Source organism: Caballeronia zhejiangensis, assembly GCF_022879815.1.
Taxonomy (GTDB): Bacteria; Pseudomonadota; Gammaproteobacteria; order Burkholderiales; family Burkholderiaceae; genus Caballeronia; species Caballeronia zhejiangensis.
On sequence record NZ_CP084283.1, the window covers coordinates 262,737 to 284,682 of the forward strand.

Here is a 21,946-nt window from a genome sequence, read left to right on the forward strand (position 1 = left end):
GATGAGTTGGCAAAGCGCCTTCGCGTGCTGGGTCGTAGCGAAACGCGTGCGTCCGCACAGCGCGCATCCCACGCTCGACGTCGAACTCGCGCGCGACTACGCGTCGCGCCGGCTCTGGTCGCCGCGCGTGCGGAAAGGATGGCGACTCGACATCCGCGAGACAATCGGCGATGCACCGCTGCGCGGCGAATGGCTCATCCCGCCGACAACGCCGCGCGCAACGATTCTTTATCTGCACGGCGGCGGTTATTACTTTTGCTCGCCCCGCAGTCATCGAGCGATTACGTTCGGATTGGCGATCCGCGCGAATGCCAGCGTTTTCTCGCTTGATTATCGTCTTGCGCCGGAACATCGCTTTCCAGCGGCGCTCGACGATAGCGTCGCGGCCTATCGTCGGTTGCTCGAAAACGGGGTGCCGGCGCAATCGATCGTCATCGCGGGCGATTCCGCGGGCGGCGGCCTCGCGCTCGCGACGCTTCTCTCGCTGCGCGACGCAGGCGATCCGCTTCCGGCCGCAGCCGTGCTGTTTTCACCGTGGACGGATCTGACGTCCAGCGGCCAGTCGATGCGAACCAACGACGGCCGCGACCCGATGTATCACGCGTCGGCGTTTCCCAAAGTTGCCGAGCAATATCTCGGCGCGGCGGACGCGCGCAATCCTTACGCGTCGCCCGTTTTCGGGGATTACGAAGGCTTGCCGCCGCTCTTCGTCCAGGCCGGCGATACGGAATTGCTCCTCGACGACGCCACCCGCGTCGCAGCCAAAGCGCGCGCGGCGGGCGTGCGCGTCGAAATGGAAATCTGGCGCGGCGTGCCGCACATCTTCCAGATCTGGGCGCCGTTCATGCCCGAGGCGCGCGAAGCGCTCGCGCACGCCGCCGCATTCATCGAATCGACGGCGGCGGCGACGAATGCTCATCGCCCGCCCATGACCTCGATCGTCTGATACGCGCGCTCGACCGCCGACGCGCCGTATCGACGCTCGAGTCTGCGCACGGTGAAGTGCCCATGCGCCATCTGCTGGAAATGGTCGATGAACACGGTGTTGACCATCGCGCCGAGCACCGCGCCGATCGCCGGAATCGACTTCGCCGCGACCTGCTCGCTGACCTGCACCGAAAACCTCGATGCGACCGTCTGCAGGAACTTGAGCAGCGCCGTCGATCCGTGACTGCTCAGACCCTTGGCGGCGATCTCGTTTGTCGCGCGCGAGACCGACTGCGCAAGCGCGCCGCGCACGATGAAATAGCCGAGATCGGCGTTGTCGTCGTCGGTTTTGGTGCCGCCCATGCCGAGCACCATCATGCATTGCAATTGCGCCTCGACTCGATGCACGTCCTCGCCTTCGCTGCGCGCGATATCGCAGATCGAGCGGAACATCAGCGTCGTCGTGACGGGCAACTCGACAGGCAACGCGAACAGTCCGAATGCGCCGCCCGCCGCGCCGGTCGTCGCGACGGCGAGTTTGTGCATCAGGTTGTGCGGCTTGTCGGGCGGCGGCGCGAGTAGCGAATCGGAGGGCGCGCTCTTGCCGAGCGTGCGCAGCGCGACCTGAAGGCATTTCTTCAGCGCGAGCTGCGTCGCGTCGTCGACTTTTTCCTGCGCGGCGGCCGGCAAGCGGCCCATCAGCTTTTCGATGGGCGCGCCGACGACACTCGCCAGCTTCATCGTCAGCGACGGGCTTTCCAGCAATTCCTTCGCGCGGGCAAGGGCCGCGAAATCTTCGGTCGTAAGCGGCGAGGTGATGATCGGCGTCGGTTCCATGCGAGGGTTCTATCCGGGAAAAGGTAAGTTGACACGCAGAATTAGAGTGCGCGCCCGTGCTATGATTCCATTTCCGTTGACTAGTCAATCATTGCGCTTACAAAGATGGCCGTTCATACAGCCGCGCATCATTCCAGCGGGCAGGTGCTGCCTTTTCGCGAATCCCTCATGGCGATGCTGGGCGTTTCGTTCGTCACGATGCTCGTCGCGCTCGATCAGACTGTGGTCGGCACCGCGCTGCCGACGATCGTCGCGGAGCTTAAAGGCTTCGATCTCTACGCGTGGGTCGCCACGTCGTATCTTCTGACTTCCGTCATCACCGTGCCAATTTTCGGACGCCTCGGCGATTACTACGGCCGCAAGCCGTTCGTGATCGCGTCGATCGTCGTGTTCACCGTCGCCTCCGTGCTGTGCGGGCTCGCCAACAGCATGATGTTCCTCGTGCTCGCGCGCGGCTTGCAAGGCATCGGCGGCGGGATGCTCGTCGGCACGGCGTTCGCGTGCATCGCCGATCTTTTCCCCGATAACGTCGTGCGCCTGCGCTGGCAAGTGCTGATGAGTTCCGCGTTCGGCATCGCGAACGCGGTCGGGCCGTCGCTCGGCGGCTTCCTCACGCAGTATTACGGCTGGCGTTCGGTCTTCTACGTCAATCTGCCGGTGGGCATCGTGTCGCTCTTTTTCGTGTGGCGCTTCCTGCCGCATCTGCGGCACGTCGCGCATGAAGGCAAGATGCGCCTCGACTGGCCGGGCGCCGCGCTGATCGCGGTGGCGCTCGGCGCGCTGCAATTGTTCGTCGAAATGCTGCCGAAACACGGCTTCGGCGCGGAATCCGTCGCGCTGCTCGCGATGAGCGTCGCCGCCGGCTTCGCGCTGTGGAAGTGGGAAATGCGCTGCGATTACGCGATCCTGCCCATCGACATGTTTCGCAACAAGGCGCTCGCCGCGCTCTTCACGCTCGCGATTCTCGGCGGTTTCACGATGTTCTCGCTGCTCTTCTATGCGCCGCTGCTGTTCCAGGGCGGCTTCGGCATGTCGCCGAAGGACGCGGGCATGATGATTACGCCGCTCGTCGTGTTCATCACGATCGGCAGCATCGTGAACGGGCGCATCGTCACGCGCCTGAAGAACGCCAATCTGATGCTGTACGTCGGTTTCGCGCTGCTCGCGGTGTCGTGTCTCGGCATCGTCGTCGCGACGCACAACATGCCGCGTTCGCTGCTGCTCGTCATCATGCTGCTCGGCGGACTCGGCCTCGGCTTCGTCATGCCGAATCTCACCGTGTTCGCGCAGCAGACCGCGGGCCGCGCGCATCTGGGCATCGCGACGGCGCTTTTGCAGTCGCTGCGCATGATCGGCGGGATGATCGGCACGGCGCTCACCGGCACGCTCGTCGCGCATCTCTATGCGAGCGGCGTGAATCTCGCGCTGGAAAAAGATCACGCGATGCATTGGGCCGCCGATCTCTCCGATCCGCAAATCCTCATCAATCGCGAAGGTCAGGAGACGCTGCTTGCGCAACTGAGCGCGGCGGGGCATAACGGCGCGATGCTGCTCGAAGCCGCGCGCGAAGCGCTCGTCGCCGCGATCCACATTGGTCTCGCGCTCGCGGCGGTGATCGCGGTGGTGTCGTTGTGGCAGTCGCGCCGCGTTCCGCCGGTGCGACTGAAAGGGCCGCAAGAGCCGGTCATCCTCGCCGAATGATAGAGAAAGAGCATGAATGAACAGGACCGTATCGCCGTGGTGCAGCAATTCGGGCGCACATATCGCGCGTTCATGTCGGCGTTCGAGACGGCCGTCGGCCAGCCGATGCCGCGCTGGCGCATTCTGCTCGCGTTGCACGAGCACGCGGGCGTGCTGTCGCAGAAGCGGCTCGTCGAGCATCTGAAAGTGGACCCGGGCGCGCTGACGCGTCAGCTAAAGACGCTGGAAGGACTCGGCTGGATCGTGCGCAGCGTCGATGCACGCGACAATCGCGTGTCGAATGTCGCGCTGACGGCGCAAGGACGCGCCATCGCGGAAGATGGTTTGCCGCGACGCAATGCGTTCCTTCACGACACGATGGCTTCGCTGCCCGACGAGGCCATCGAGGCCTTGTCGAGCGCGCTGCACATGTTCGAGGGACGCCTTCAGGAAGTGGCGGCCGCGAATGCCGCATCGGCGGCCGCGCTAGAAGAAAAGGCTTAGAAGAACGTTTCGATCACTTCGGTGACGCGATACTTCGGGTCGACGACCAGAATCTGACGCCACTTGTCGAACGTCAGGCACGGATGCGAGATATCGAACGCGATCATGTCGCCGACTTTCACGTCGTCGCCCGGCTTGATGCGCAAGTACGCGTGCTGATCCATCAGGCCGAAAATCTCCCAGCCTTCGTCGGGCGATACGTCACGCGGCGCTTCGTTGCCCGGACGATAATGCTTCGCCGGCTCCGGCATGCCCGCATCGAACGCGGAATCGCGCTTGCCCAGACCGATGATCGCGCGGTCCGGTTCCGGAATCGACTGCACGTACGCCCATAGTTGCAGCGCCGGCTTCAGACCTTGGCCCATCTTCTTCGCGATAGGATTGCGCGCGAAAATCTCGTTCTGCGCTTTCTTGTAGATGCCGACGTCGTGCGTCAGATAGCAGCCCGGCCGCAGCACGACCTCGATCGCATCGCTGTTGGCCTTCGCGAACTCGTCGGCGACGACGTCGTACCACGCCGATCCCGCGCCCGACAGAATCGCCGGCTTGCGCGCGATCTTGCCTTCGCCGATCAGCTTGCGCGTGACATCGACCGCGCTCTTCAGAAACTCGCGCACCTTGGTTTCGTCCTGCAGCACGCCTTCATACAACTCGATGCCCGCGAGTTCGATCGTGCCGTTCCAGCGCGCGATCGCGGCGAGCACGGCATCGCGCTGCGCGTCATCGCGCACGCCGGTGCGTCCGCCCGGCACCCCGAGTTCGATCAGCACGTTCAGCTTCTTGCGCACCGAGCTGAAAAATTCGCCGAGCTGATCGACGCCATCGGCTGAATCGACGAGACAGAAGAACTCGAAACTCGCGTCCGTGAGCAATTCGGCGATCATGCCCATGTTGCGTTTGCCGACGAGCTGATTCGCCATCAGGACGCGATGCACGCCGCCGCGATACGCTGCGCGCACCTGATGCGCGGTCGCGAGCGTAATGCCCCACGCGCCGGTGTCGAGCTGACGGCGGAAAAGTTGCGGCGCCATCGTCGTCTTGCCGTGCGGCGCGAGCTTCACGCCGTATTCGCCGACAAAATCCTGCATCCACTTCAGATTGTGTTCGATGCGATCCGAATAGAGGACGGCGGCGGGCAGGCTCACGTCCTCTTCGAGCAGATTCCATTGCAGGCGCGACGCGTCGTTCAATTGGATGCCCGTGCCGGGCACCATGCCGAGGCCCTTGCCGAACGGGTCGATCGTCGCGTTCTGATAGTTTGTAACTTTCATGTGCTGCCACTCCATCGTCCGTTTAAATAAACCCCGCGCGCAGTGCGATGTGCGTCAAGGTTGACGGTGCCATGTTAACCAAAGTAGCATCCGGGAAGGAAATGTTATTTAGTAACACGGGCTCATCGTAAACCATGAACGGCCACGCCGACACGCTCAGTTTCGACATCGTCGCACGCATCGCGGAGCGGGCGCCCGAGTTGCGCGGGGCCGAGCGCAAGGTAGCCGCGCTGATTCTCGACGACATCGTGAGCGCGTCGCGCGCGAGCATCGGCGCGCTGGCGGACAAGGCCGAGGTCAGCGTCGCGACGGTGACGCGTTTCGCGAAAGCCGTCGGTTGCGAGGACGTGCGCGAACTGAAGCTGCGGCTCGCGCAGGCGGCGGGCGTCGGACAGCGTTTCTTCCGGCGCGACGCGGACGCCGTGCCCGATTCGCTCGCCGCGCGCATCTTCGAGGAAGTGCAGGCGACGCTCGCGCAGAATCAGGGCGCGCTCGCCGCCGCGCCGATCGCCGAAGCCGCGGATGCGCTCGCGGCCGCGTCGATGATCTACGTGTTCGGCATGGGCGGCGGCTCCACGGCGCTCGCTGACGAAATGCGCTTTCGCCTCGTGCGGCTCGGGCGGCCGGTCGCGTCGTATCAGGACGGGCTGTTGCAGCGCATGGTGGCGTCGACGTTATCGAAGGAACATGTGGTCGTCGCGCTTTCGGTGACGGGGCAGACGCCCGAGATCGTCGAAAGCTGCGCGCTGGCGAAGCAGTACGGGGCGCGCGTGATCGCGCTGACCGCGCCCGCATCGCCGCTCGGCGCGCTCGCGGACTGGCTGATTCCGGTCATCGCGATCGAAACGGATTTCATCTACAAGCCCTCGTCGTCGCGTTACGCGATGATGATGGCGCTCGATTTGCTCGTCACCGAACTGGCCGTCAAGCAGGCCGATCACAGCCGCGAACTGTTGCGCCGCATGAAGCACGCGCTCGATTCGCATCGCGGCGGCGGCGAACGTCAACCTTTGGGAGACTGATCATGGAATCGTTGAAGGCCGACACGCTGATCGTCGGCGCGCGCGTGATCGACGGCACGGGCGCGCCCGCCGTCGAACGCGATGTCGCCGTGCGCGACGGACGCATCGTTGCGATCGAGGCGCCGGGCGGTCTCGCGGACTGGACCGCCGACGACGTGTTCGACGCGCAAGGCAAAGTGCTCGCGCCCGGTTTCATCGACGTCCACACGCACGACGACACGCACGTGATCCGCTCGCCGCAGATGATGCCGAAGATCACGCAGGGCGTGACGACGGTGATCGTCGGCAATTGCGGGATCAGCGCGTCGCCGGTGACGCTGAAGGGCGATCCGCCCGATCCGATGAACCTGCTCGGTGACGCCGCCGCGTTCGCGTACCCGACTTTCGCGTCTTACGTCGATGCCGTGAATGCCGCGCGCCCGACGGTGAATGTCGGCGCGCTCATCGGCCATACGGCGCTGCGCAACAATCATATGGACCGGCTGGATCGCGGCGCGTCCGCCGATGAAGTCGCCGCGATGCGCGCGCAGCTCGAAGAAGCGCTGGGTAACGGCGCGCTCGGATTGTCGAGCGGATTGGCGTATGGCTCGGCGTTCAGCGCGCCGCCCGAGGAAGTGCAGGCGCTCGCCGAGCCGCTCGCGAAAGCGGGCGCGCTCTACACGACGCACATGCGAACCGAGTTCGACGCCATTCTCGACGCGATGGACGAGGCGTATCGCGTCGGGCGTCATGCACGCGTGCCGGTGGTGATTTCGCATCTGAAGTGCGCGGGGCCGTCGAACTGGGGACGCAGCGCGGAAGTGCTCAAGTCGATCGAAGCGACGCGCGACGGGCAGCCGGTCGGATGCGATTGTTATCCGTATAACCGCAGTTCATCGACGCTGGACTTGAAGCAGGTGACGGGCGATATCGACATCACGATCACCTGGTCGACGCCGCATCCGGAGATGGCCGGCAAGCTGATCCGCGAAGTCGCCGACGAATGGAAGGTGACGCAGCAGGAAGCGGCGAAGCGCTTGCAGCCGGCGGGAGCGGTGTATCACAACATGTCGGAAGACGACGTGCGGCGCATTCTTTCGCATCCCGCGACGATGGTAGGTTCGGACGGTTTGCCGAACGATCCGCTGCCGCATCCGCGTTTGTGGGGCGCGTTTCCGCGCGTGCTCGGCCACTATGCGCGCGACGAAGGCGTGCTGACGCTCGAAGAAGCCGTGCGCAAGATGACGAGCCTGTCGGCGCGGCGTTTCAGCATCGCGGAGCGCGGCGAAGTGAAGGTCGGCTATCACGCGGATCTGGTCGTGTTCGATCCGGCGCGCGTGATCGATTCGGCGACGTTCGCGAATCCGCAGCAGGCGGCGGACGGCATCGACGCGGTGTGGGTGAATGGCGTTTTGACGTATCGCGAGCAGGCCGTGACCGGCGCGCGAGCGGGACGTTTCGTGGCGCGCGGTTCGGCATCCAAGCTGGATGCGGCCGGCGCGTTTTGAGCACTGATTCGAGTCAGGAAAAGGAGTCTGAAAGATGAAGCGTTATGGCGTGGAAGGTGGCAAGGGACAAGGCGGCGCGCATATGCCGTTCGCACGCGCGGTCGAGGCCGATGGCTGGCTGTTCGTGTCGGGCCAGACGCCGATGGAAGATGGCGAAGTGATCAACGGCGGCATCGTCGAGCAATCGCACAAGGCGATTCAGAACGTCATCGCGATTCTGAAGGAGGCGGGTTACGGCACCGAGCACGTCGTGCGCTGCGGCGTGTGGCTGGACGATCCGCGCGATTTCGCGTCGTTCAACAAGGTGTTCAAGGAGTACTTCGGCGCGAATCCGCCGGCGCGGGCTTGCGTGGTGTCGTCGATGGTGATCGACTGCAAGGTCGAGGTGGATTGCGTGGCTTATAAGAAGGCGTAAGAAGGCGAACATGCGATCGCGGCTCTGATTCCTGTGAAGCAGAGCCGCGTCGTTATTCACTGCCGCGCCAGCCGCGCATTATCCGGCATCGGCAAGTTGAAATTCGTTCTGAACGGATTGATATCCAGCCCGCCGCGCCTCGTATAACGCGCATACACCGCGAGCCGTTCCGGTTTGCACTCCCGCATGATGTCCATGAAGATGCGCTCGACGCATTGCTCATGAAACCCCGTATGTTCGCGGTAAGACACGATATACCGCAGCAATCCCGCGTGATCGATCTGCCCGCCGTAATAGCGGATCTGCACGCTGCCCCAGTCCGGCTGTCCCGTAACCGGGCAATTCGATTTCAACAGGTTCGAAAACAACGTCTCGTCGACGGGCGCTTCATCGTGCGCGGCCTTCAATAACGAAGGATCCGGCGAGAAAACATCGCAATCGAGATCGAGTCGGTCGAGCGACAAACCATCGAACTCTTCCATCGTGAGCTTGCCGAAATCGGCCGGCGCGGCGAGTTGCACCGAAACGGTCGCGCCGCAGACGGCGGACACATCGCGCTTGATTGCCGCGCGCACGTCGTCGATCGAATCGAATTGCGTCTGCGCGAACGAGCCGAGATACAGCTTGAACGACTTCGATTCCACGATGTTCGGCGAATCCGCCGGCACGAAGAACGTCGCGACCGCGATCTGCGGCTTGCCGCGCTTGTTCAGCCACGACAGCTCATACGCGTTCCAGATATCCGTGCCGAAGAACGGCAGACGCGCGGGCACGGCGATCGCATCGCGCGCGCGCTTGCGGTCGATCGGAAACAGCAGCGACGCATCGTACTGTTCGGTGTAATGGACGGGCTTGCCGAGCGGAGATTGATCGGGTGTCATGATGCGTTCGCTATGCCGCTGAGAACGTGCCCCGTCGCGGTGACGACGCGAGCCGATTCGCAGTGGCGAATTTGATCGTCGAAGAAAAAGTCGGGCTCGAATTCGCGCAGGAATTCGCCCTTGTCGAGTCCGCCGAGAAACATCGCTTCGTCGATTTCGATGTTCCACGCCATCAGCGTGCGGATCGCGCGCTCGTGCGCCGGCGCGGACCGCGCGGTGACGAGCGCCGTGCGGATGTGCATCGGCTGATCGTCGTGATCGTCGGCGATGCGCTGCAATTTGTTGAGCGCGGCGAGCAGCGGCTTAAGCGGACCGTCCGGCAGCGGCGACTCGCGTTTGTCCAATTCATGCCCGACGAACGCATGTAAACCATCGCTTTGAAACACGCGCTCGGCTTCGTCGGAAAAGAGCACGGCGTCGCCATCGAACGCGATGCGGATTTCGTCCGCGTAACGGCTCGCGGCGCGCGGCGTTTCCGGCAGCACGCGCGCGGCGGGAAAACCGGCGGCGAGCGCGTCGCGCACATCGTCCGGATTCGCCGATAGAAACAGCGACGCCCGCAACGGTTTCAGATACGCAAACGGCGAACGGCCGCGCGTGAACACGCCGCGCTCGATCGCAAGTCCGTGTTCGCGGCACGAATGAAACGCGCGCAGCCCGCTGATCGGATCGCTGCGCGACAGGATCACCACTTCGACGCGCTGTTCATCCGCGTTCAGCGCGAGCAGCTTGCGGATCAGCCCGAACGCGACGCCGGGTTTCGCGGGCGTGTCGAGCCGCGAGCGTTGCAGTGCTTCGTATTGCGCGAGATCGCCGGTCTCGAAGACGCGGTTCTCTTCCTCGAAATCGAACAGCGCGCGCGACGAAATCGCGACGACGAGCTTGTCTTCGAGCGTGAACTTCGGCATTTCGATTTACGCCAGAAACAGCTTGTAGACCGGATTCGCGCCTTCGTCCCACCACGGATAGCCGAGCGTCGCGAGGAAGCGCTCGAACTCCGCGTTGTCCGACTGCGGCACCTGAATGCCGACGAGAATCGAGCTGTAATCCGCGCCCTGATTCCGGTAATGGAACAGGCTGATGTTCCAGTCGGGCGCCATCGACGAAAGGAACTTCATCAGCGCGCCCGGACGTTCCGGAAACTCGAAGCGCAACAGACGTTCGTCGCGCGCGAGCGGCGAATGTCCGCCGACCATGTAGCGAATGTGCTGCTTCGAGAGCTCATCGTGCGAAAGGTCGACGGTCGCGAAACCATGCTCGATGAACGACGACATCATCTGCGCGGTTTCCTTGCGCGACTTGATCTGCACGCCGACGAAGATATGCGCGGCTCTTTCATCGGCGATGCGGTAATTGAACTCGGTCACGCTGCGTGTGCCGACGAGCTCGCAGAAGCGCCGGAAGCTGCCGCGCTCTTCGGGAATCGTCACGGCGAACACGGCCTCGCGCGCCTCGCCGACTTCCGCGCGCTCCGCGACGAAGCGCATGCGGTCGAAGTTCATGTTCGCGCCCGACGTCACCGCGATGAGCGTCTTGCCCTCGATGCCCTCGCGCTCCGCGTATAGCTTCGCGCCCGCGACCGCGAGCGAGCCGGCGGGTTCGAGCACGCTCCGCGTGTCCTGGAAGACATCCTTGATCGCGGCGCAAAGGGCATCGGTATCGACGGTGATGACTTCATCGAGCAACTCGTTGCACAGCCGGAACGTTTCCTCGCCGACGAGCTTCACCGCCGTGCCGTCCGAAAACAGGCCGACTTCGGAGAGCGTCACGCGCTCGCCCGCCTTGATCGACTGCGCCATCGCGCAGGAATCCTCGGTCTGCACGCCGATCACCTTGATCTCCGGGCGCACCGCCTTGATGTACGCCGCGACGCCCGCAGCCAGCCCGCCGCCGCCGATCGGGCAGAAGATCGCGTGGATCGGACCCTGATGCTGGCGCAGGATTTCCATCGCCACCGTGCCTTGTCCGGCGATCACGTCCGGATCGTCGAACGGATGCACGAAGGTCAGGCCGCGCTCTTCCTGAAGCTGCACGGCGCGCGCGTAGGCGTCGCTGTACGACTCGCCCGCGAGCACGATTTCGACCGTCGGTCCGCCGTGCGCGCGAATCGCGTCGATCTTCACTTGAGGCGTGGTCGTCGGCACGGCGATCACCGCGCGGCAGCCGAGCCGCGCCGCCGACAGCGCCACGCCCTGCGCGTGGTTGCCCGCCGACGCCGTAATCACGCCGCGTGCGAGCACGTCTGCCGGGAGCTGCGCCATCTTGTTATAGGCGCCCCGAATCTTGAACGAGAAAACCGGCTGATTGTCCTCGCGCTTGAGGAACACGGAGTTGCGCAGGCGCGCGGACAGGTTGCGCGCGGGTTCGAGCTCGCTTTCACGCGCGACGTCGTACACGCGCGCGGTCAGCACTTTTTTCAGGTAGTCGGGATGTGTCATGCGAGAAATCGTCAGGCGGCCGCGATGCGCGCAGGTTTTTGAGAGCGAAAGCATCAATGATAGCGCCATCCGCGCGCGTTCCGGGCGCGCCGTGTGCTTCGACCGTCCGGACGGTCGTGTAAAAAAGCGTCGAAAATGACATGAACGCGTCGCGAATCCGCACGCAAAAGCCCCTTCTCGCTGCTAGCGCCCGCAAACGCGCGTTTGCCCGATGGGTTAGAATTTCCTTTTACGAATCAGCAATCAGGATCGGCAGATGCACCGGCAGCTTCGGATCGATTTTCTGGCGCATGTTTCCCGCGAGTCGCATCCCGCGGCGGAAAGGCATGCGCGCCACGCGCGATCGTGGCGTTGATCCAGGGCACACCGAAGGCGCTGTGACGAGCCCGGCGGCCTTCGCCAAGAGAAGTTTCATTCGAAAATTTGCGCCCCCACGCGCATCGCCGGCATTTCCGCTTTTCTAGCGCGAGCGCCGGCACACCGAACCGTCGAACATGAACGCACCTCAAGCCTTCGATCCGAACGGCGCCCATGCCGCCTTGGCGCTCAATATCGAGCCGCGTCTCCGCGAAATTCCCTATAACTACACGTCGTTTTCCGATCGTGAAATCGTCATGCGGCTCCTCGGCGACGAAGCCTGGGCCGTGCTCGACGAACTGCGCAACGAGCGCCGCACCGGCCGTTCGGCGCGCATGCTGTACGAAGTGCTCGGCGACATCTGGGTCGTGCGGCGCAATCCGTATCTGCAGGATGACCTGCTCGACAATCCGAAACGCCGGGCGCTGCTCGTCGAAGCGCTGAATCACCGTCTCGCCGAAATCGAAAAGCGCCGCAGCGCCGATCTCACCGCGCATAGCGACGAAGCCGGCAGCCGCGAACGCGCCGAGCGCGTGCAGTTGCTGGTCGCCGCCGCGCGCCGCGCCGTCGATGATTTCGCCGCCGAGTTCGGCCGCATGGCCGACTTGCGCCGCCGCGCGTCGCGTGTTCTGGGCAAGGAAACGCAGAAGGACAACATCAAGTTCGACGGCCTGTCGCGCGTCGCGCACGTCACCGATGCGACCGACTGGCGCGTCGAATACCCGTTCGTCGTGCTGACGCCGGACACCGAAGCCGAAATCGCCGGACTCATCAAGGCGTGCTTCGAACTCGGGCTTACCGTTATTCCGCGCGGCGGCGGCACCGGCTACACCGGCGGCGCGATTCCGCTCACGCCGTTTTCGGCGGTCATCAACACGGAAAAGCTGGAACAGCTCGGTCCCGTCGAAATGACGGATCTGCCGGGCGTCGATCACAAGGTCGCGACGATTTTCTCCGGCGCGGGCGTGGTCACGCGGCGCGTCACCGAAGCGGCGGAGCAGGCGGGCTTCGTGTTCGCCGTCGATCCGACTTCGCTCGATGCGTCGTGCGTCGGCGGCAATGTCGCGATGAACGCGGGCGGCAAGAAGGCGGTGTTGTGGGGCACGGCGCTCGACAACCTCGCGTGGTGGCGCATGGTCGATCCGGAAGGCAACTGGCTCGAAGTCACGCGTCTCGATCACAACTGCGGCAAGATTCACGACGTCGAAGTGGCGCGTTTCCGGCTCGACTGGTTCGACGGGAAACGTCCGCCGGGCGAGAAGCTGCTGCGCACCGAAAGCCTCGACATCGCCGGGCGCACGTTCCGCAAGGAAGGGCTCGGCAAGGACGTCACCGATAAATTCCTCGCCGGGCTGCCCGGCGTGCAGAAGGAAGGCTGCGACGGTCTCATTACGTCCGCGCGCTGGATTTTGCACAAGATGCCCGCGCATACGCGCACCGTCTGCCTCGAATTCTTCGGCCAGGCGCGCGATGCGATTCCGAGCATCGTCGAAATCAAGGACTATCTGTTCGAGACGTCGAAGCAGGGCGGCGCGATCCTCGCCGGCCTCGAACATCTCGACGAACGCTATCTGCGCGCGGTCGGCTACGCGACCAAGAGCAAGCGCAATGCGTTTCCGAAGATGGTGCTGATCGGCGATATCGTCGGCAATGACGCCGATGCCGTCGCCGCCGCCACATCGGAAGTCGTGCGCATGGCGAACGGCAAGAGCGGCGAAGGCTTCGTCGCGGTGAACGCCGAGGCGCGCAAGCGTTTCTGGCTCGACCGCTCGCGCACGGCCGCCATCGCGAAGCACACGAACGCGTTCAAGATCAACGAAGACGTCGTGATTCCGCTCAATCGCATGGGCGAGTACACGGACGGCATCGAGCGCATCAACATCGAGTTGTCGCTGAAGAACAAGCTGCAACTCGTCGACGCGCTCGAAGCGTTCTTCCGCAACGGCAAGCTGCCGCTCGGCAAGTCCGACGACGCGAACGAAATTCCGAGCGCCGAACTGCTCGAAGACCGCGTGCAGCAGGCGCTCGATCTGCTGAAGCGCGTGCGTGAGCGCTGGACGTTCGTCGGCGACAAGCTCGACATGTCCTTGCGCGAGGCGCAGCACTATCTCGTCAATCTCGGCTACGAAGCGCTCGCGGAAAAGTTCGCGGATCGCGTCGACATTCAGCCTGACGCCAACGTGTTCCATGTCGCGCAGGACCGTACGGTGCGCGTGTCGTGGAAGCAGGAAATCCGCGCGGAACTGCGCCAGATCTTCAACGGCGGCGAGTTCAAGCCGATCCTCGACGAAGCGCAGGCCATCCACAAGCAAGTGCTGCGCGGGCGCGTCTTCGTCGCGCTGCACATGCATGCGGGCGATGGCAACGTGCACACGAACATTCCCGTCAACTCCGACAATTACGCGATGCTGCAGGACGCGCATCACGCGGTCGCGCGCATCATGAAGCTCGCGCGTTCGCTGGACGGCGTGATCTCGGGCGAGCACGGCATCGGCATCACGAAGCTGGAATTCCTGACCGAAGACGAAATCGGCGATTTCCGCGCGTACAAGCAGCGCGTCGATCCGCATGGCCGCTTCAACAAGGGCAAGCTGTTCGACGGCGCCGATCTGCGCAACGCCTACACGCCGTCGTTCGGGCTGATGGGCTACGAGTCGATCATCATGCAGCAGTCGGATATCGGTGCGATTTCCGAGTCGATCAAGGACTGCCTGCGCTGCGGCAAGTGCAAGCCGGTCTGCGCGACGCACGTGCCGCGCGCGAACCTGCTCTACAGCCCGCGCAACAAGATTCTCGCGACGTCGCTGCTCGTCGAAGCGTTCCTGTACGAAGAGCAGACGCGCCGCGGCGTGTCGATCAAGCACTGGGACGAGTTCAACGACGTCGCCGATCACTGCACGGTCTGTCACAAGTGCGTGACGCCGTGTCCGGTGAAGATCGATTTCGGCGACGTGTCGATGAACATGCGCAATCTGTTGCGCAAGATGGGCAAGAAGAAGTTCAACGCCGGCAACGCGGCGGGCATGTTCTTCCTGAACGCGACGAATCCGCAGACCATCAATCTCGCGCGCAACGTGATGATGGACTTCGGCTACAAGGCGCAGCGTTTCGGCAACGATGTGCTGAAGAAGATCGTCAAGAAGCAGACGGCGCAGCCGCCCGCGACGGTCGGCAAGCCGCCGGTCGTGACGCAGGTGATCCACTTCGTCAACAAGAAGATGCCGGGCAATTTGCCGAAGAAGACGGCGCGCGCGCTGCTGGATATCGAGGACAACAAGATCGTTCCGATCATCCGCAATCCGCAGACGACCACCGTCGATTCGGAAGCCGTGTTCTATTTCCCCGGCTGCGGCTCGGAACGTCTCTTCTCGCAAGTCGGGCTCGCGACGCAAGCGATGTTGTGGGAAGCGGGCGTTCAGACCGTGCTGCCGCCGGGCTATCTGTGCTGCGGCTATCCGCAGCGCGGTTCCGGCCAGTACGACAAGGCCGAGAAGATCGTCACCGACAATCGCGTGCTGTTCCATCGCGTCGCGAATACGCTGAACTATCTCGATATCAAGACCGTGGTCGTGTCGTGCGGAACGTGCTACGACCAGCTCGCGGGCTATGAATTCGAGAAGATCTTCCCGGGCTGCCGGATCATCGACATTCACGAGTTCCTGCTCGAGAAGAACATGAAGCTCGACGGCGTGACCGGCACGCGCTACATGTATCACGATCCGTGTCACTCGCCGATCAAGACGATGGACCCGGTCAAGCTCGTCAACGATCTGATGGGTTCGCAGAACGACGGCTACAAGATCGAGAAGAACGATCGATGCTGCGGCGAATCGGGCACGCTGGCGGTCACGCGTCCGGACATCTCGACGCAAGTGCGCTTCCGCAAGGAAGAAGAGATTCGCAAGGGCGCGGCCAAGTTGCGCGGCATTCCGCTCGTCGCGGAAGCGGGCTCGAACGCGATCAATCCGATGAACGCGTCTGCGGGCTCGGCCGGCGCGGCGCCCGGTTCGGTGCTCTCCGCAGGCGATGGCGCGCAGACCAACGGCACGGACGTGAAAATCCTGACGAGCTGCCCGTCGTGCCTGCAAGGTCTGTCGCGCTACAACGAGGACGCCAACGTCGAGGCGGACTATATCGTCGTGGAAATGGCGCGCAAGGTGCTCGGCGAAAACTGGATGGAACAGTACGTCGAACGCGCGAACAATGGCGGTATCGAGCGCGTGCTGGTGTAATAGCGAAATCGAGGTTTGATTCGCTAGAGGTATGAGATGGACTGTGTGTTTTGCCGTGAAGACGGCGGCGAAGTGCTGTGGTCGGACGACACGTTGCGCGTCGTCCTTGCCGATGAGCCCGACTGGCCGGGCTTGTGTCGCGTGATCTGGGGCGCGCACGTCGCCGAAATGTCCGATTTGCCGGATGCCGACCGCGTGCGCGTGATGACCGCCGTCAACGGCGTCGAGCGCGCGATGCGCCGCGTGCTCGTGCCGGAAAAGATCAATCTGGCAAGTCTCGGCAATCAGGTGCCGCACGTCCACTGGCACGTCATTCCACGCTTTTCCAACGATTCCCGCTTTCCTCTGCCGATCTGGGCGCCGCGCCAGCGCACGGTGTCCGAATCGCAGCTATCGAAGCGCCGCGCGCAGGCCACGCTTTTGCGCGAACAGGTGCGCAACGAGCTGAACCAGGCCTTCGGCCATCAATAAGACGAGATCATGAGCGGACTCACTTCCACGACGCCGATTCCCACCGGCGTCGTCGTGCATTCGAAATCGCGCGTGCTGGAGCTGCAATACGGCGACGAGTCGTATCGCGTGCCGTTCGAGCTTCTGCGCGTCTATTCGCCGTCCGCCGAAGTGCAGGGCCACGGCCCCGGACAGGAAACGCTGCAGACGGGCAAGCGCGAGGTGACGATCATCGGCGTCGATCCGGTCGGGCACTATGCGCTGCAACTCAATTTTTCGGACGGTCACAATACCGGCATCTATTCCTGGGACATCCTGCACGACCTGGCGACGCGTCAGGACGAACTGTGGCGCGAGTATCTGGCGAAGCTGGAAGCCGCCGGCGTGGACCGAGACGCGCCGATGGCCGCAAAACCATCCGGCGGACACTGTCACTGAGCAATAGGGCTGCGGCATAACGCCGCATAGCCGGCGCGAGTTTTGCGCAGACATAGAACGAACAACAGGCGAGGAAAACGCGCGATGAGCAAGACCCACTTCGGATACGAAACGGTCGAAGAGCAGGACAAGGCGAAGAAAGTGGCGGGCGTGTTTCATTCCGTCGCGGGCAACTACGACTTGATGAACGACCTGATGTCCGGCGGACTGCATCGGATCTGGAAACACTTCACGATCGGGCAGGCCAAGGTGCGGCCGGGCTACAAAGTGCTGGACATCGCCGGCGGCACGGGCGATCTCGCGATGGCGTTTGCCAAGCAGGCCGGCGAGACGGGCGAAGTCTGGCACACGGACATCAACGAATCGATGCTGCGCGTAGGCCGCGACCGGCTGATCGACAAAGGCGTGCTGACGCCCGCGCTGCTCTGCGACGCCGAAAAGATCCCGTTCCCGGACAATTATTTCAATGTGGTTACAGTTGCCTTCGGTCTTCGTAACATGACGCATAAGGATCGTGCGTTGGCCGAAATGACGCGCGTGCTGAAACCCGGTGGAAAGCTGCTCGTGCTGGAATTTTCGAAAGTATGGGAGCCGCTAAAGAAGCCGTACGATGTCTACAGTTTCAAGATTTTGCCGTGGCTTGGCGAAAAAGTGGCCAAAGATGCGGATAGCTATCGGTACTTGGCCGAGTCCATCCGCATGCACCCGGACCAGGAAACTCTCAAAACAATGATGGAACAAGCGGGCCTGGATCGAGTCGAATATTACAATTTGTCAGGTGGCGTGGTAGCGTTACACGTCGGGACCAAATTTTGATGTTCCACTCTCTTAAGGATTCGATATGTTCGATTCGCGCAAACCCCAATCCCGGGGTTTCCTGAACCTCTTCTTCAGGAAGGCCGGAATCTTGGCGCTGGCTGGCGTTATTGCGGCCGGCGCAATCTTCGCGGAAACGGCGGAAGCCAAGCGCATGGGCGGCGGCCGCAGCATGGGCCGTCAGTCGGCCACGGCAACGCAGCAGCATCAGGCGACGCCGCCTTCGCAGTCTCAATCGATGCAGCAGAACAACGCAGCGCAGGCACAACGCGCGCCGGCCGCGCCGGCCGCACCCGCCGCGGCGCAACCCGCGCGCAATCGCTGGCTCGGGCCGATCGCCGGTCTCGCGGCGGGTCTCGGCATCGCGGCGCTCCTGTCGCACTTCGGGCTGGGCGAGGCGTTCGCCGGCGCGATGGCCAACATGATCATGATCGCATTGATCGTGCTGGCGGCCGTCATGCTGTTCCGCTTCATCATGCGCAAGCGTCAGGGCAACAACACGCCGGCATACGCGGGTGCCGGATCTGCTTCGGGTTCGCCGTACGGCGCGGCCGCGCGCCAGAGCCTGAATCAGGAACCGCCGCAAATGCCGCAGCAGCCGACCGGTTTCGGTGCCAACTACATCGAATCGCCGGCGACGCAAGCGGTCGCGAATCCCAACGTGCCGGCGGGCTTCGACACCGAAGCATTCGTGCGTAACGCGAAGGTCTACTTCGTGCGTTTGCAGGACGCGTGGGATCGCGGCAACGTCAACGACATCCGCGAGTTCACGACGCCCGAGATGTTCGCCGAGGTGAAACTCGACGTCGACGCACGCGGCAGCGCGCCGAACCGTACCGACGTGGTTCAGCTCAACGCCGATGTGCTCGGTGTCGAGGACCGTGCGTCCGAGTATCTCGCGAGCGTGCGCTTCCACGGCCTGATCCGCGAGTCGGAAGGGGCGGCGGCGGAACCGTTCGTCGAGGTCTGGAACCTGTCGAAGCAGAAGTCGGGCAACGAAGGCTGGCTGCTGGCGGGCATTCAGCAGGTCAGTTGAGCTCGACCATGCCCTTGGCCGAATGGCCAGGGCGCCGGCAACCGTCGGTGTGATGGCCGGTTGCGAAGGTAGAATAGAAACCCGCGCGAGAAGTGTCCCGCGCGGGTTTTTTCATCTCACAGCCGATGACGAACGCAGACGAATCCGCCCGTCCCGCAGCAAATCCCGCCTTGAAGACCGCGTCCAGTGGATTCGCGGCCGCCGTGAACCATCTGCTCGTGCGCGAGGCCTGGGCGCTCGAGCGGCTCAAGCCTTATGCAGGCAAGCGCGTGAAGCTGTCGTGCGGGCCGGTTTCGATCGCGCTCGTCGTGCAGCCGGACGGTCTCTTCGCGGCAACCACGGAAGCGGAAGCGGGCGCATTCGACGTGACGATCGCCGTGCCGCTCGACGCGCTGCCCGCGTTCGTGCAAGGCGGCCAGGCGGCGGTGATGAAACACGTTCGCATCGAGGGCGACGCCGAATTCGCGACGACGCTCGCCAAGCTGGCCGAACATCTGCGCTGGGATCCGGAAGAGGATCTGGCGCGCGTAATCGGCGACGCGCCCGCGCATCGCGTTGGCATCATCGCGCGGGCGGTGCAGGAGCAGGCGCAGCGCACCGGGCGCAATCTTCTTGACACCTTCACCGAGTATTTCCTCGACGAGCGCCCGCAACTCGTGCGCAAGAGCGCGCTCGACGCATTCAATGCCGAGCTTTCGAAAGCGCGCGATGCACTGGCGCGCGTCGAAAAGCGCATCGAAAGAATCGAACGGCAAACCGAACAATCCCGGCCGGCGAGCGGCGCCTCAGCGCGATCCGGCGGCGAGTCTGTGCGCGACTCGCACGAATAACGAGCTGAAGCAAATTCGAACCATGCGTTTTCTGCGTTTCCTCAAGATTTTTTTCACGATCGTCCGATTCGGTCTCGATGAGCTGGTGATGAGCGGCATCGACGATCGTCGCGTGCGCTACCTCATGCGTATCACGACGTTCGGCCGCAGGTTCGACGTCGAGCGCGGCATCCGCTTGCGGCTCGCGCTGGAAAGCCTCGGGCCCATCTTCGTGAAGTTCGGGCAAGTGCTGTCGACGCGGCGCGATCTTCTGCCCGTCGATGTCGCCGACGAGCTCGCCAAGCTTCAGGATCAGGTGCCGCCGTTCGATTCGGCGGTGGCCGTGTCGATCATCGAGAAATCGCTCGGTGCGCCCATCGACGAATTGTTCGACGATTTCGAGCGCGTGCCGGTGGCGAGCGCGTCCATCGCGCAGGTGCATTTCGCGAAGATCAGGAACGGCGAGCACGCGGGAAAGGCCGTCGCGGTGAAGGTGTTGCGCCCGGGCATGCTGCCCGTGATCGACTCCGACCTCGCCCTGCTGCGCGACATCGCGACGTGGGCCGAGCGCCTCTGGGCGGACGGCCGGCGTCTGAAACCCCGCGAAGTGGTCGCGGAGTTCGACAAATATCTGCACGACGAGCTCGATCTGATGCGCGAGGCCGCCAACGGCAGCCAGTTGCGCCGCAATTTCCAGGGGCTCGATCTGCTGCTCGTGCCGGAGATGTACTGGGACTTGTCCGCGCCGACGGTGCTCGTCATGGAGCGCATGGTCGGCGTGCCGATCAGCCAGGTGGAGACCTTGCGCGCCGCGGGCGTCGATATTCCCAAGCTGGCGCGCGAAGGCGTCGAGATTTTCTTCACACAAGTGTTCCGCGACGGCTTCTTTCACGCCGACATGCATCCCGGCAACATTCAGGTGAGCCTCGATCCGGCGACGTTCGGGCGCTATATCGCGCTGGATTTCGGCATCGTCGGGGCGCTTTCGGACTTCGACAAGAACTACCTCGCGCAGAACTTCCTCGCCTTCTTCAAGCGCGACTATCACCGCGTCGCGACGCTGCACCTCGAATCCGGCTGGGTGCCGCCGAGCACGCGCGTCGAGGAACTGGAAAGCGCGATCCGCGCGGTCTGCGAGCCCTATTTCGATCGCGCGCTGAAGGACATTTCGCTCGGGCAGGTGCTGATGCGCCTTTTCTCGACGTCGCGACGCTTCAATGTCGAGATTCAACCTCAACTCGTGCTTCTGCAAAAGACGATGCTCAACGTCGAAGGACTCGGGCGCTCGCTCGATCCGGAGCTGGATCTGTGGAAAACGGCCAAGCCGTATCTCGAGCGCTGGATGAACGAGCAGATCGGCTGGCGCGGCTGGTACGAGCGCCTTCAAATGGAAGCGCCGCAGTGGAGCAAGACGATTCCGCAGCTGCCGCGGTTGATTCACCATATTCTGGCGGAGCGCCACGACGCGCCGAAAAGCGGCAGCGACGAACTGATGCGAATGCTCCTTGCGGAGCAGAAGCGCACGAACCGCCTGCTCGTCGCGGTGCTCGTTGCCGGTGTCGTCGCGATGGCGGGCGCGGGCTTCGTAATCGCGCAGTTCTGGCTCCATCCCTGAGGGCGCGCAGCATGAGCGATCCAACGAACTCAAACGTTCCCGATTTCGAAAACCGCGATCCGAACTCTCCGGATTTCTGGGATGAACGTTTCGGTCAGCACTTCACGCCGTGGGATCAGGCCGGCGTTCCGGAGATGTTCAAGAGTTTCGTCGCGTCGCGCAGTGCGCAGAGTGTGCTGATTCCGGGCTGTGGCAGCGCGTACGAAGCGCTCCATCTTGCCGAACGCGGCTGGCCGGTCCGCGCAATCGACTTCTCGCCGGCCGCTGTCGAGGCGGCGCGCGCGCAACTCGGCGCGCATGCGGGCGTCGTCGAAGAGGCGGATTTTTTTGCGTATGTGCCGCCGTTTTCGCCGGATTGGATCTACGAGCGCGCGTTTCTCTGCGCGCTGCCGAAGACCCGCTGGCAGGATTACGCCAGCCGGATGGCGGCGTTGCTTGCGCCCGGCGCGCTGCTGGCGGGCTTCTTTTTCATCGGAGCGACGCCGAAAGGGCCGCCTTTCGGAATCGAGCGCGCCGAACTGGATGCGCTGCTGTCGCCGCACTTCGAATTGATCGAAGACCGCGAGGTGAGCAACTCGATACCCGTATTCGCCGGCCGCGAGCGCTGGATGACGTGGCGGCGAATCTGAGCCAGCCGGCTTGAAATTCGCCGCCGACGCCCTGAAATATTGCGCGGTTAATCTTGCGCCCGCGGTCCCGAAAAGCGCGGGCCAATATCGGTTTGCGGCTAT

19 protein-coding genes are annotated in these 21,946 nt (G+C 63.5%); 14 read left to right on the plus strand and 5 right to left on the minus strand.

The genetic code is table 11. The features are described 5' to 3' along the window. Window position 1 precedes the first annotated feature (1 nt). Window positions 2–946 (plus strand): alpha/beta hydrolase, encoded by a 945-nt coding sequence (locus LDZ23_RS01310; RefSeq protein WP_008351654.1) that lies wholly within the window; start codon window positions 2–4, stop codon window positions 944–946. On the opposite strand, the gene LDZ23_RS01315 is transcribed toward LDZ23_RS01310, so the two are convergent. Then, complete coding sequence (locus tag LDZ23_RS01315; protein WP_008351653.1) at window positions 916–1,764, minus strand: EcsC family protein; 849 nt, start codon at window positions 1,762–1,764, stop codon at window positions 916–918. The genes LDZ23_RS01310 and LDZ23_RS01315 overlap by 31 nt on opposite strands. A 105-nt stretch (window positions 1,765–1,869) precedes the next feature. Between LDZ23_RS01315 and LDZ23_RS01320 the strand changes: the two genes are divergently transcribed. Beyond that, window positions 1,870–3,465 carry an MFS transporter gene (locus tag LDZ23_RS01320; protein WP_008351652.1) on the plus strand — a complete coding sequence of 532 codons (1,596 nt, stop codon included), beginning with the start codon at window positions 1,870–1,872 and terminating at the stop codon, window positions 3,463–3,465. A gap of 12 nt (window positions 3,466–3,477) precedes the next feature. Next, on the plus strand, window positions 3,478–3,948 hold the full coding sequence (locus LDZ23_RS01325) for a MarR family winged helix-turn-helix transcriptional regulator (RefSeq protein WP_008351651.1): 471 nt from the start codon (window positions 3,478–3,480) through the stop codon (window positions 3,946–3,948). On the opposite strand, the gene LDZ23_RS01330 is transcribed toward LDZ23_RS01325, so the two are convergent. Continuing rightward, window positions 3,945–5,219: an amino acid deaminase gene (locus LDZ23_RS01330; RefSeq protein WP_008351648.1), complete on the minus strand. Its 1,275-nt coding sequence runs from the start codon at window positions 5,217–5,219 to the stop codon at window positions 3,945–3,947. The genes LDZ23_RS01325 and LDZ23_RS01330 overlap by 4 nt on opposite strands. Window positions 5,220–5,353: 134 nt before the next feature. Here LDZ23_RS01330 and LDZ23_RS01335 point away from each other — a divergent pair, with 134 nt between their 5' ends. From LDZ23_RS01335 to LDZ23_RS01345, 3 genes are read left to right on the plus strand one after another with little or no spacing between them, the layout of a single operon-like run. After that, window positions 5,354–6,241: a MurR/RpiR family transcriptional regulator gene (locus tag LDZ23_RS01335; protein ID WP_008351646.1), complete on the plus strand. Its 888-nt coding sequence runs from the start codon at window positions 5,354–5,356 to the stop codon at window positions 6,239–6,241. Window positions 6,242–6,243: 2 nt separating this feature from the next. Beyond that, entirely contained in the window at window positions 6,244–7,728 is a 1,485-nt protein-coding gene (locus LDZ23_RS01340) for an N-acyl-D-amino-acid deacylase family protein (protein WP_008351644.1), read from the plus strand. A gap of 34 nt (window positions 7,729–7,762) precedes the next feature. Beyond that, entirely contained in the window at window positions 7,763–8,143 is a 381-nt protein-coding gene (locus tag LDZ23_RS01345; RefSeq protein ID WP_008351642.1) for a RidA family protein, read from the plus strand. Between the two features lie 56 nt (window positions 8,144–8,199). On the opposite strand, the gene queF is transcribed toward LDZ23_RS01345, so the two are convergent. The 3 genes from queF to ilvA are packed head-to-tail and all read right to left on the minus strand — an operon-like array spanning window position 8,200 to window position 11,462. Then, entirely contained in the window at window positions 8,200–9,024 is an 825-nt protein-coding gene (queF, locus tag LDZ23_RS01350) for an NADPH-dependent 7-cyano-7-deazaguanine reductase QueF (RefSeq protein WP_008351640.1), read from the minus strand. Then, window positions 9,021–9,932 (minus strand): 5'-nucleotidase, encoded by a 912-nt coding sequence (locus LDZ23_RS01355; protein ID WP_008351638.1) that lies wholly within the window; start codon window positions 9,930–9,932, stop codon window positions 9,021–9,023. The genes queF and LDZ23_RS01355 overlap by 4 nt, the downstream gene beginning before the upstream one ends. A 6-nt stretch (window positions 9,933–9,938) precedes the next feature. Continuing rightward, window positions 9,939–11,462 carry a threonine ammonia-lyase, biosynthetic gene (gene ilvA / locus LDZ23_RS01360; RefSeq protein WP_008351636.1) on the minus strand — a complete coding sequence of 508 codons (1,524 nt, stop codon included), beginning with the start codon at window positions 11,460–11,462 and terminating at the stop codon, window positions 9,939–9,941. A gap of 494 nt (window positions 11,463–11,956) precedes the next feature. Between ilvA and LDZ23_RS01365 the strand changes: the two genes are divergently transcribed. From LDZ23_RS01365 to LDZ23_RS01400, 8 genes are all read left to right on the plus strand, one after another. Continuing rightward, complete coding sequence (locus LDZ23_RS01365) at window positions 11,957–16,051, plus strand: DUF3683 domain-containing protein (RefSeq protein ID WP_008351634.1); 4,095 nt, start codon at window positions 11,957–11,959, stop codon at window positions 16,049–16,051. A gap of 36 nt (window positions 16,052–16,087) precedes the next feature. After that, window positions 16,088–16,522 (plus strand): HIT family protein, encoded by a 435-nt coding sequence (locus LDZ23_RS01370; protein ID WP_008351633.1) that lies wholly within the window; start codon window positions 16,088–16,090, stop codon window positions 16,520–16,522. A 9-nt stretch (window positions 16,523–16,531) separates the two neighbouring features. After that, window positions 16,532–16,939: a gamma-butyrobetaine hydroxylase family protein gene (locus LDZ23_RS01375; protein WP_008351631.1), complete on the plus strand. Its 408-nt coding sequence runs from the start codon at window positions 16,532–16,534 to the stop codon at window positions 16,937–16,939. A gap of 84 nt (window positions 16,940–17,023) precedes the next feature. After that, window positions 17,024–17,755 carry a bifunctional demethylmenaquinone methyltransferase/2-methoxy-6-polyprenyl-1,4-benzoquinol methylase UbiE gene (ubiE, locus tag LDZ23_RS01380; RefSeq protein ID WP_175979785.1) on the plus strand — a complete coding sequence of 244 codons (732 nt, stop codon included), beginning with the start codon at window positions 17,024–17,026 and terminating at the stop codon, window positions 17,753–17,755. Between the two features lie 25 nt (window positions 17,756–17,780). Beyond that, window positions 17,781–18,791, plus strand: coding sequence for a Tim44 domain-containing protein (locus LDZ23_RS01385; protein ID WP_008351625.1), 1,011 nt, complete (start codon window positions 17,781–17,783; stop codon window positions 18,789–18,791). A 125-nt stretch (window positions 18,792–18,916) separates the two neighbouring features. Next, window positions 18,917–19,621 carry a ubiquinone biosynthesis accessory factor UbiJ gene (locus tag LDZ23_RS01390; protein ID WP_425306888.1) on the plus strand — a complete coding sequence of 235 codons (705 nt, stop codon included), beginning with the start codon at window positions 18,917–18,919 and terminating at the stop codon, window positions 19,619–19,621. 22 nt (window positions 19,622–19,643) lie between these two features. Beyond that, entirely contained in the window at window positions 19,644–21,215 is a 1,572-nt protein-coding gene (gene ubiB, locus LDZ23_RS01395) for a ubiquinone biosynthesis regulatory protein kinase UbiB (RefSeq protein WP_008351622.1), read from the plus strand. An 11-nt stretch (window positions 21,216–21,226) separates the two neighbouring features. Continuing rightward, window positions 21,227–21,844 (plus strand): methyltransferase, encoded by a 618-nt coding sequence (locus tag LDZ23_RS01400; RefSeq protein ID WP_244807676.1) that lies wholly within the window; start codon window positions 21,227–21,229, stop codon window positions 21,842–21,844. Window positions 21,845–21,946: the final 102 nt, after the last annotated feature.

What these genes read in the sequence shown, in the direction of transcription:
- LDZ23_RS01335 (WP_008351646.1), top strand. Translation starts at nt 5,354, where the DNA reads ATGAACGGCCACGCCGACACGCTCAGTTTCGACATCGTCGCACGCATC.
- ilvA (WP_008351636.1), bottom strand. Translation starts at nt 11,462, where the DNA reads ATGACACATCCCGACTACCTGAAAAAAGTGCTGACCGCGCGCGTGTAC.
- LDZ23_RS01355 (WP_008351638.1), bottom strand. Translation starts at nt 9,932, where the DNA reads ATGCCGAAGTTCACGCTCGAAGACAAGCTCGTCGTCGCGATTTCGTCG.
- queF (WP_008351640.1), bottom strand. Translation starts at nt 9,024, where the DNA reads ATGACACCCGATCAATCTCCGCTCGGCAAGCCCGTCCATTACACCGAA.
- ubiB (WP_008351622.1), top strand. Translation starts at nt 19,644, where the DNA reads ATGCGTTTTCTGCGTTTCCTCAAGATTTTTTTCACGATCGTCCGATTC.
- LDZ23_RS01330 (WP_008351648.1), bottom strand. Translation starts at nt 5,219, where the DNA reads ATGAAAGTTACAAACTATCAGAACGCGACGATCGACCCGTTCGGCAAG.
- LDZ23_RS01325 (WP_008351651.1), top strand. Translation starts at nt 3,478, where the DNA reads ATGAATGAACAGGACCGTATCGCCGTGGTGCAGCAATTCGGGCGCACA.
- LDZ23_RS01390 (WP_425306888.1), top strand. Translation starts at nt 18,917, where the DNA reads ATGACGAACGCAGACGAATCCGCCCGTCCCGCAGCAAATCCCGCCTTG.
- LDZ23_RS01315 (WP_008351653.1), bottom strand. Translation starts at nt 1,764, where the DNA reads ATGGAACCGACGCCGATCATCACCTCGCCGCTTACGACCGAAGATTTC.
- LDZ23_RS01400 (WP_244807676.1), top strand. Translation starts at nt 21,227, where the DNA reads ATGAGCGATCCAACGAACTCAAACGTTCCCGATTTCGAAAACCGCGAT.
- LDZ23_RS01365 (WP_008351634.1), top strand. Translation starts at nt 11,957, where the DNA reads ATGAACGCACCTCAAGCCTTCGATCCGAACGGCGCCCATGCCGCCTTG.
- LDZ23_RS01310 (WP_008351654.1), top strand. Translation starts at nt 2, where the DNA reads ATGAGTTGGCAAAGCGCCTTCGCGTGCTGGGTCGTAGCGAAACGCGTG.
- LDZ23_RS01320 (WP_008351652.1), top strand. Translation starts at nt 1,870, where the DNA reads ATGGCCGTTCATACAGCCGCGCATCATTCCAGCGGGCAGGTGCTGCCT.
- LDZ23_RS01370 (WP_008351633.1), top strand. Translation starts at nt 16,088, where the DNA reads ATGGACTGTGTGTTTTGCCGTGAAGACGGCGGCGAAGTGCTGTGGTCG.
- ubiE (WP_175979785.1), top strand. Translation starts at nt 17,024, where the DNA reads ATGAGCAAGACCCACTTCGGATACGAAACGGTCGAAGAGCAGGACAAG.
- LDZ23_RS01385 (WP_008351625.1), top strand. Translation starts at nt 17,781, where the DNA reads ATGTTCGATTCGCGCAAACCCCAATCCCGGGGTTTCCTGAACCTCTTC.
- LDZ23_RS01340 (WP_008351644.1), top strand. Translation starts at nt 6,244, where the DNA reads ATGGAATCGTTGAAGGCCGACACGCTGATCGTCGGCGCGCGCGTGATC.
- LDZ23_RS01345 (WP_008351642.1), top strand. Translation starts at nt 7,763, where the DNA reads ATGAAGCGTTATGGCGTGGAAGGTGGCAAGGGACAAGGCGGCGCGCAT.
- LDZ23_RS01375 (WP_008351631.1), top strand. Translation starts at nt 16,532, where the DNA reads ATGAGCGGACTCACTTCCACGACGCCGATTCCCACCGGCGTCGTCGTG.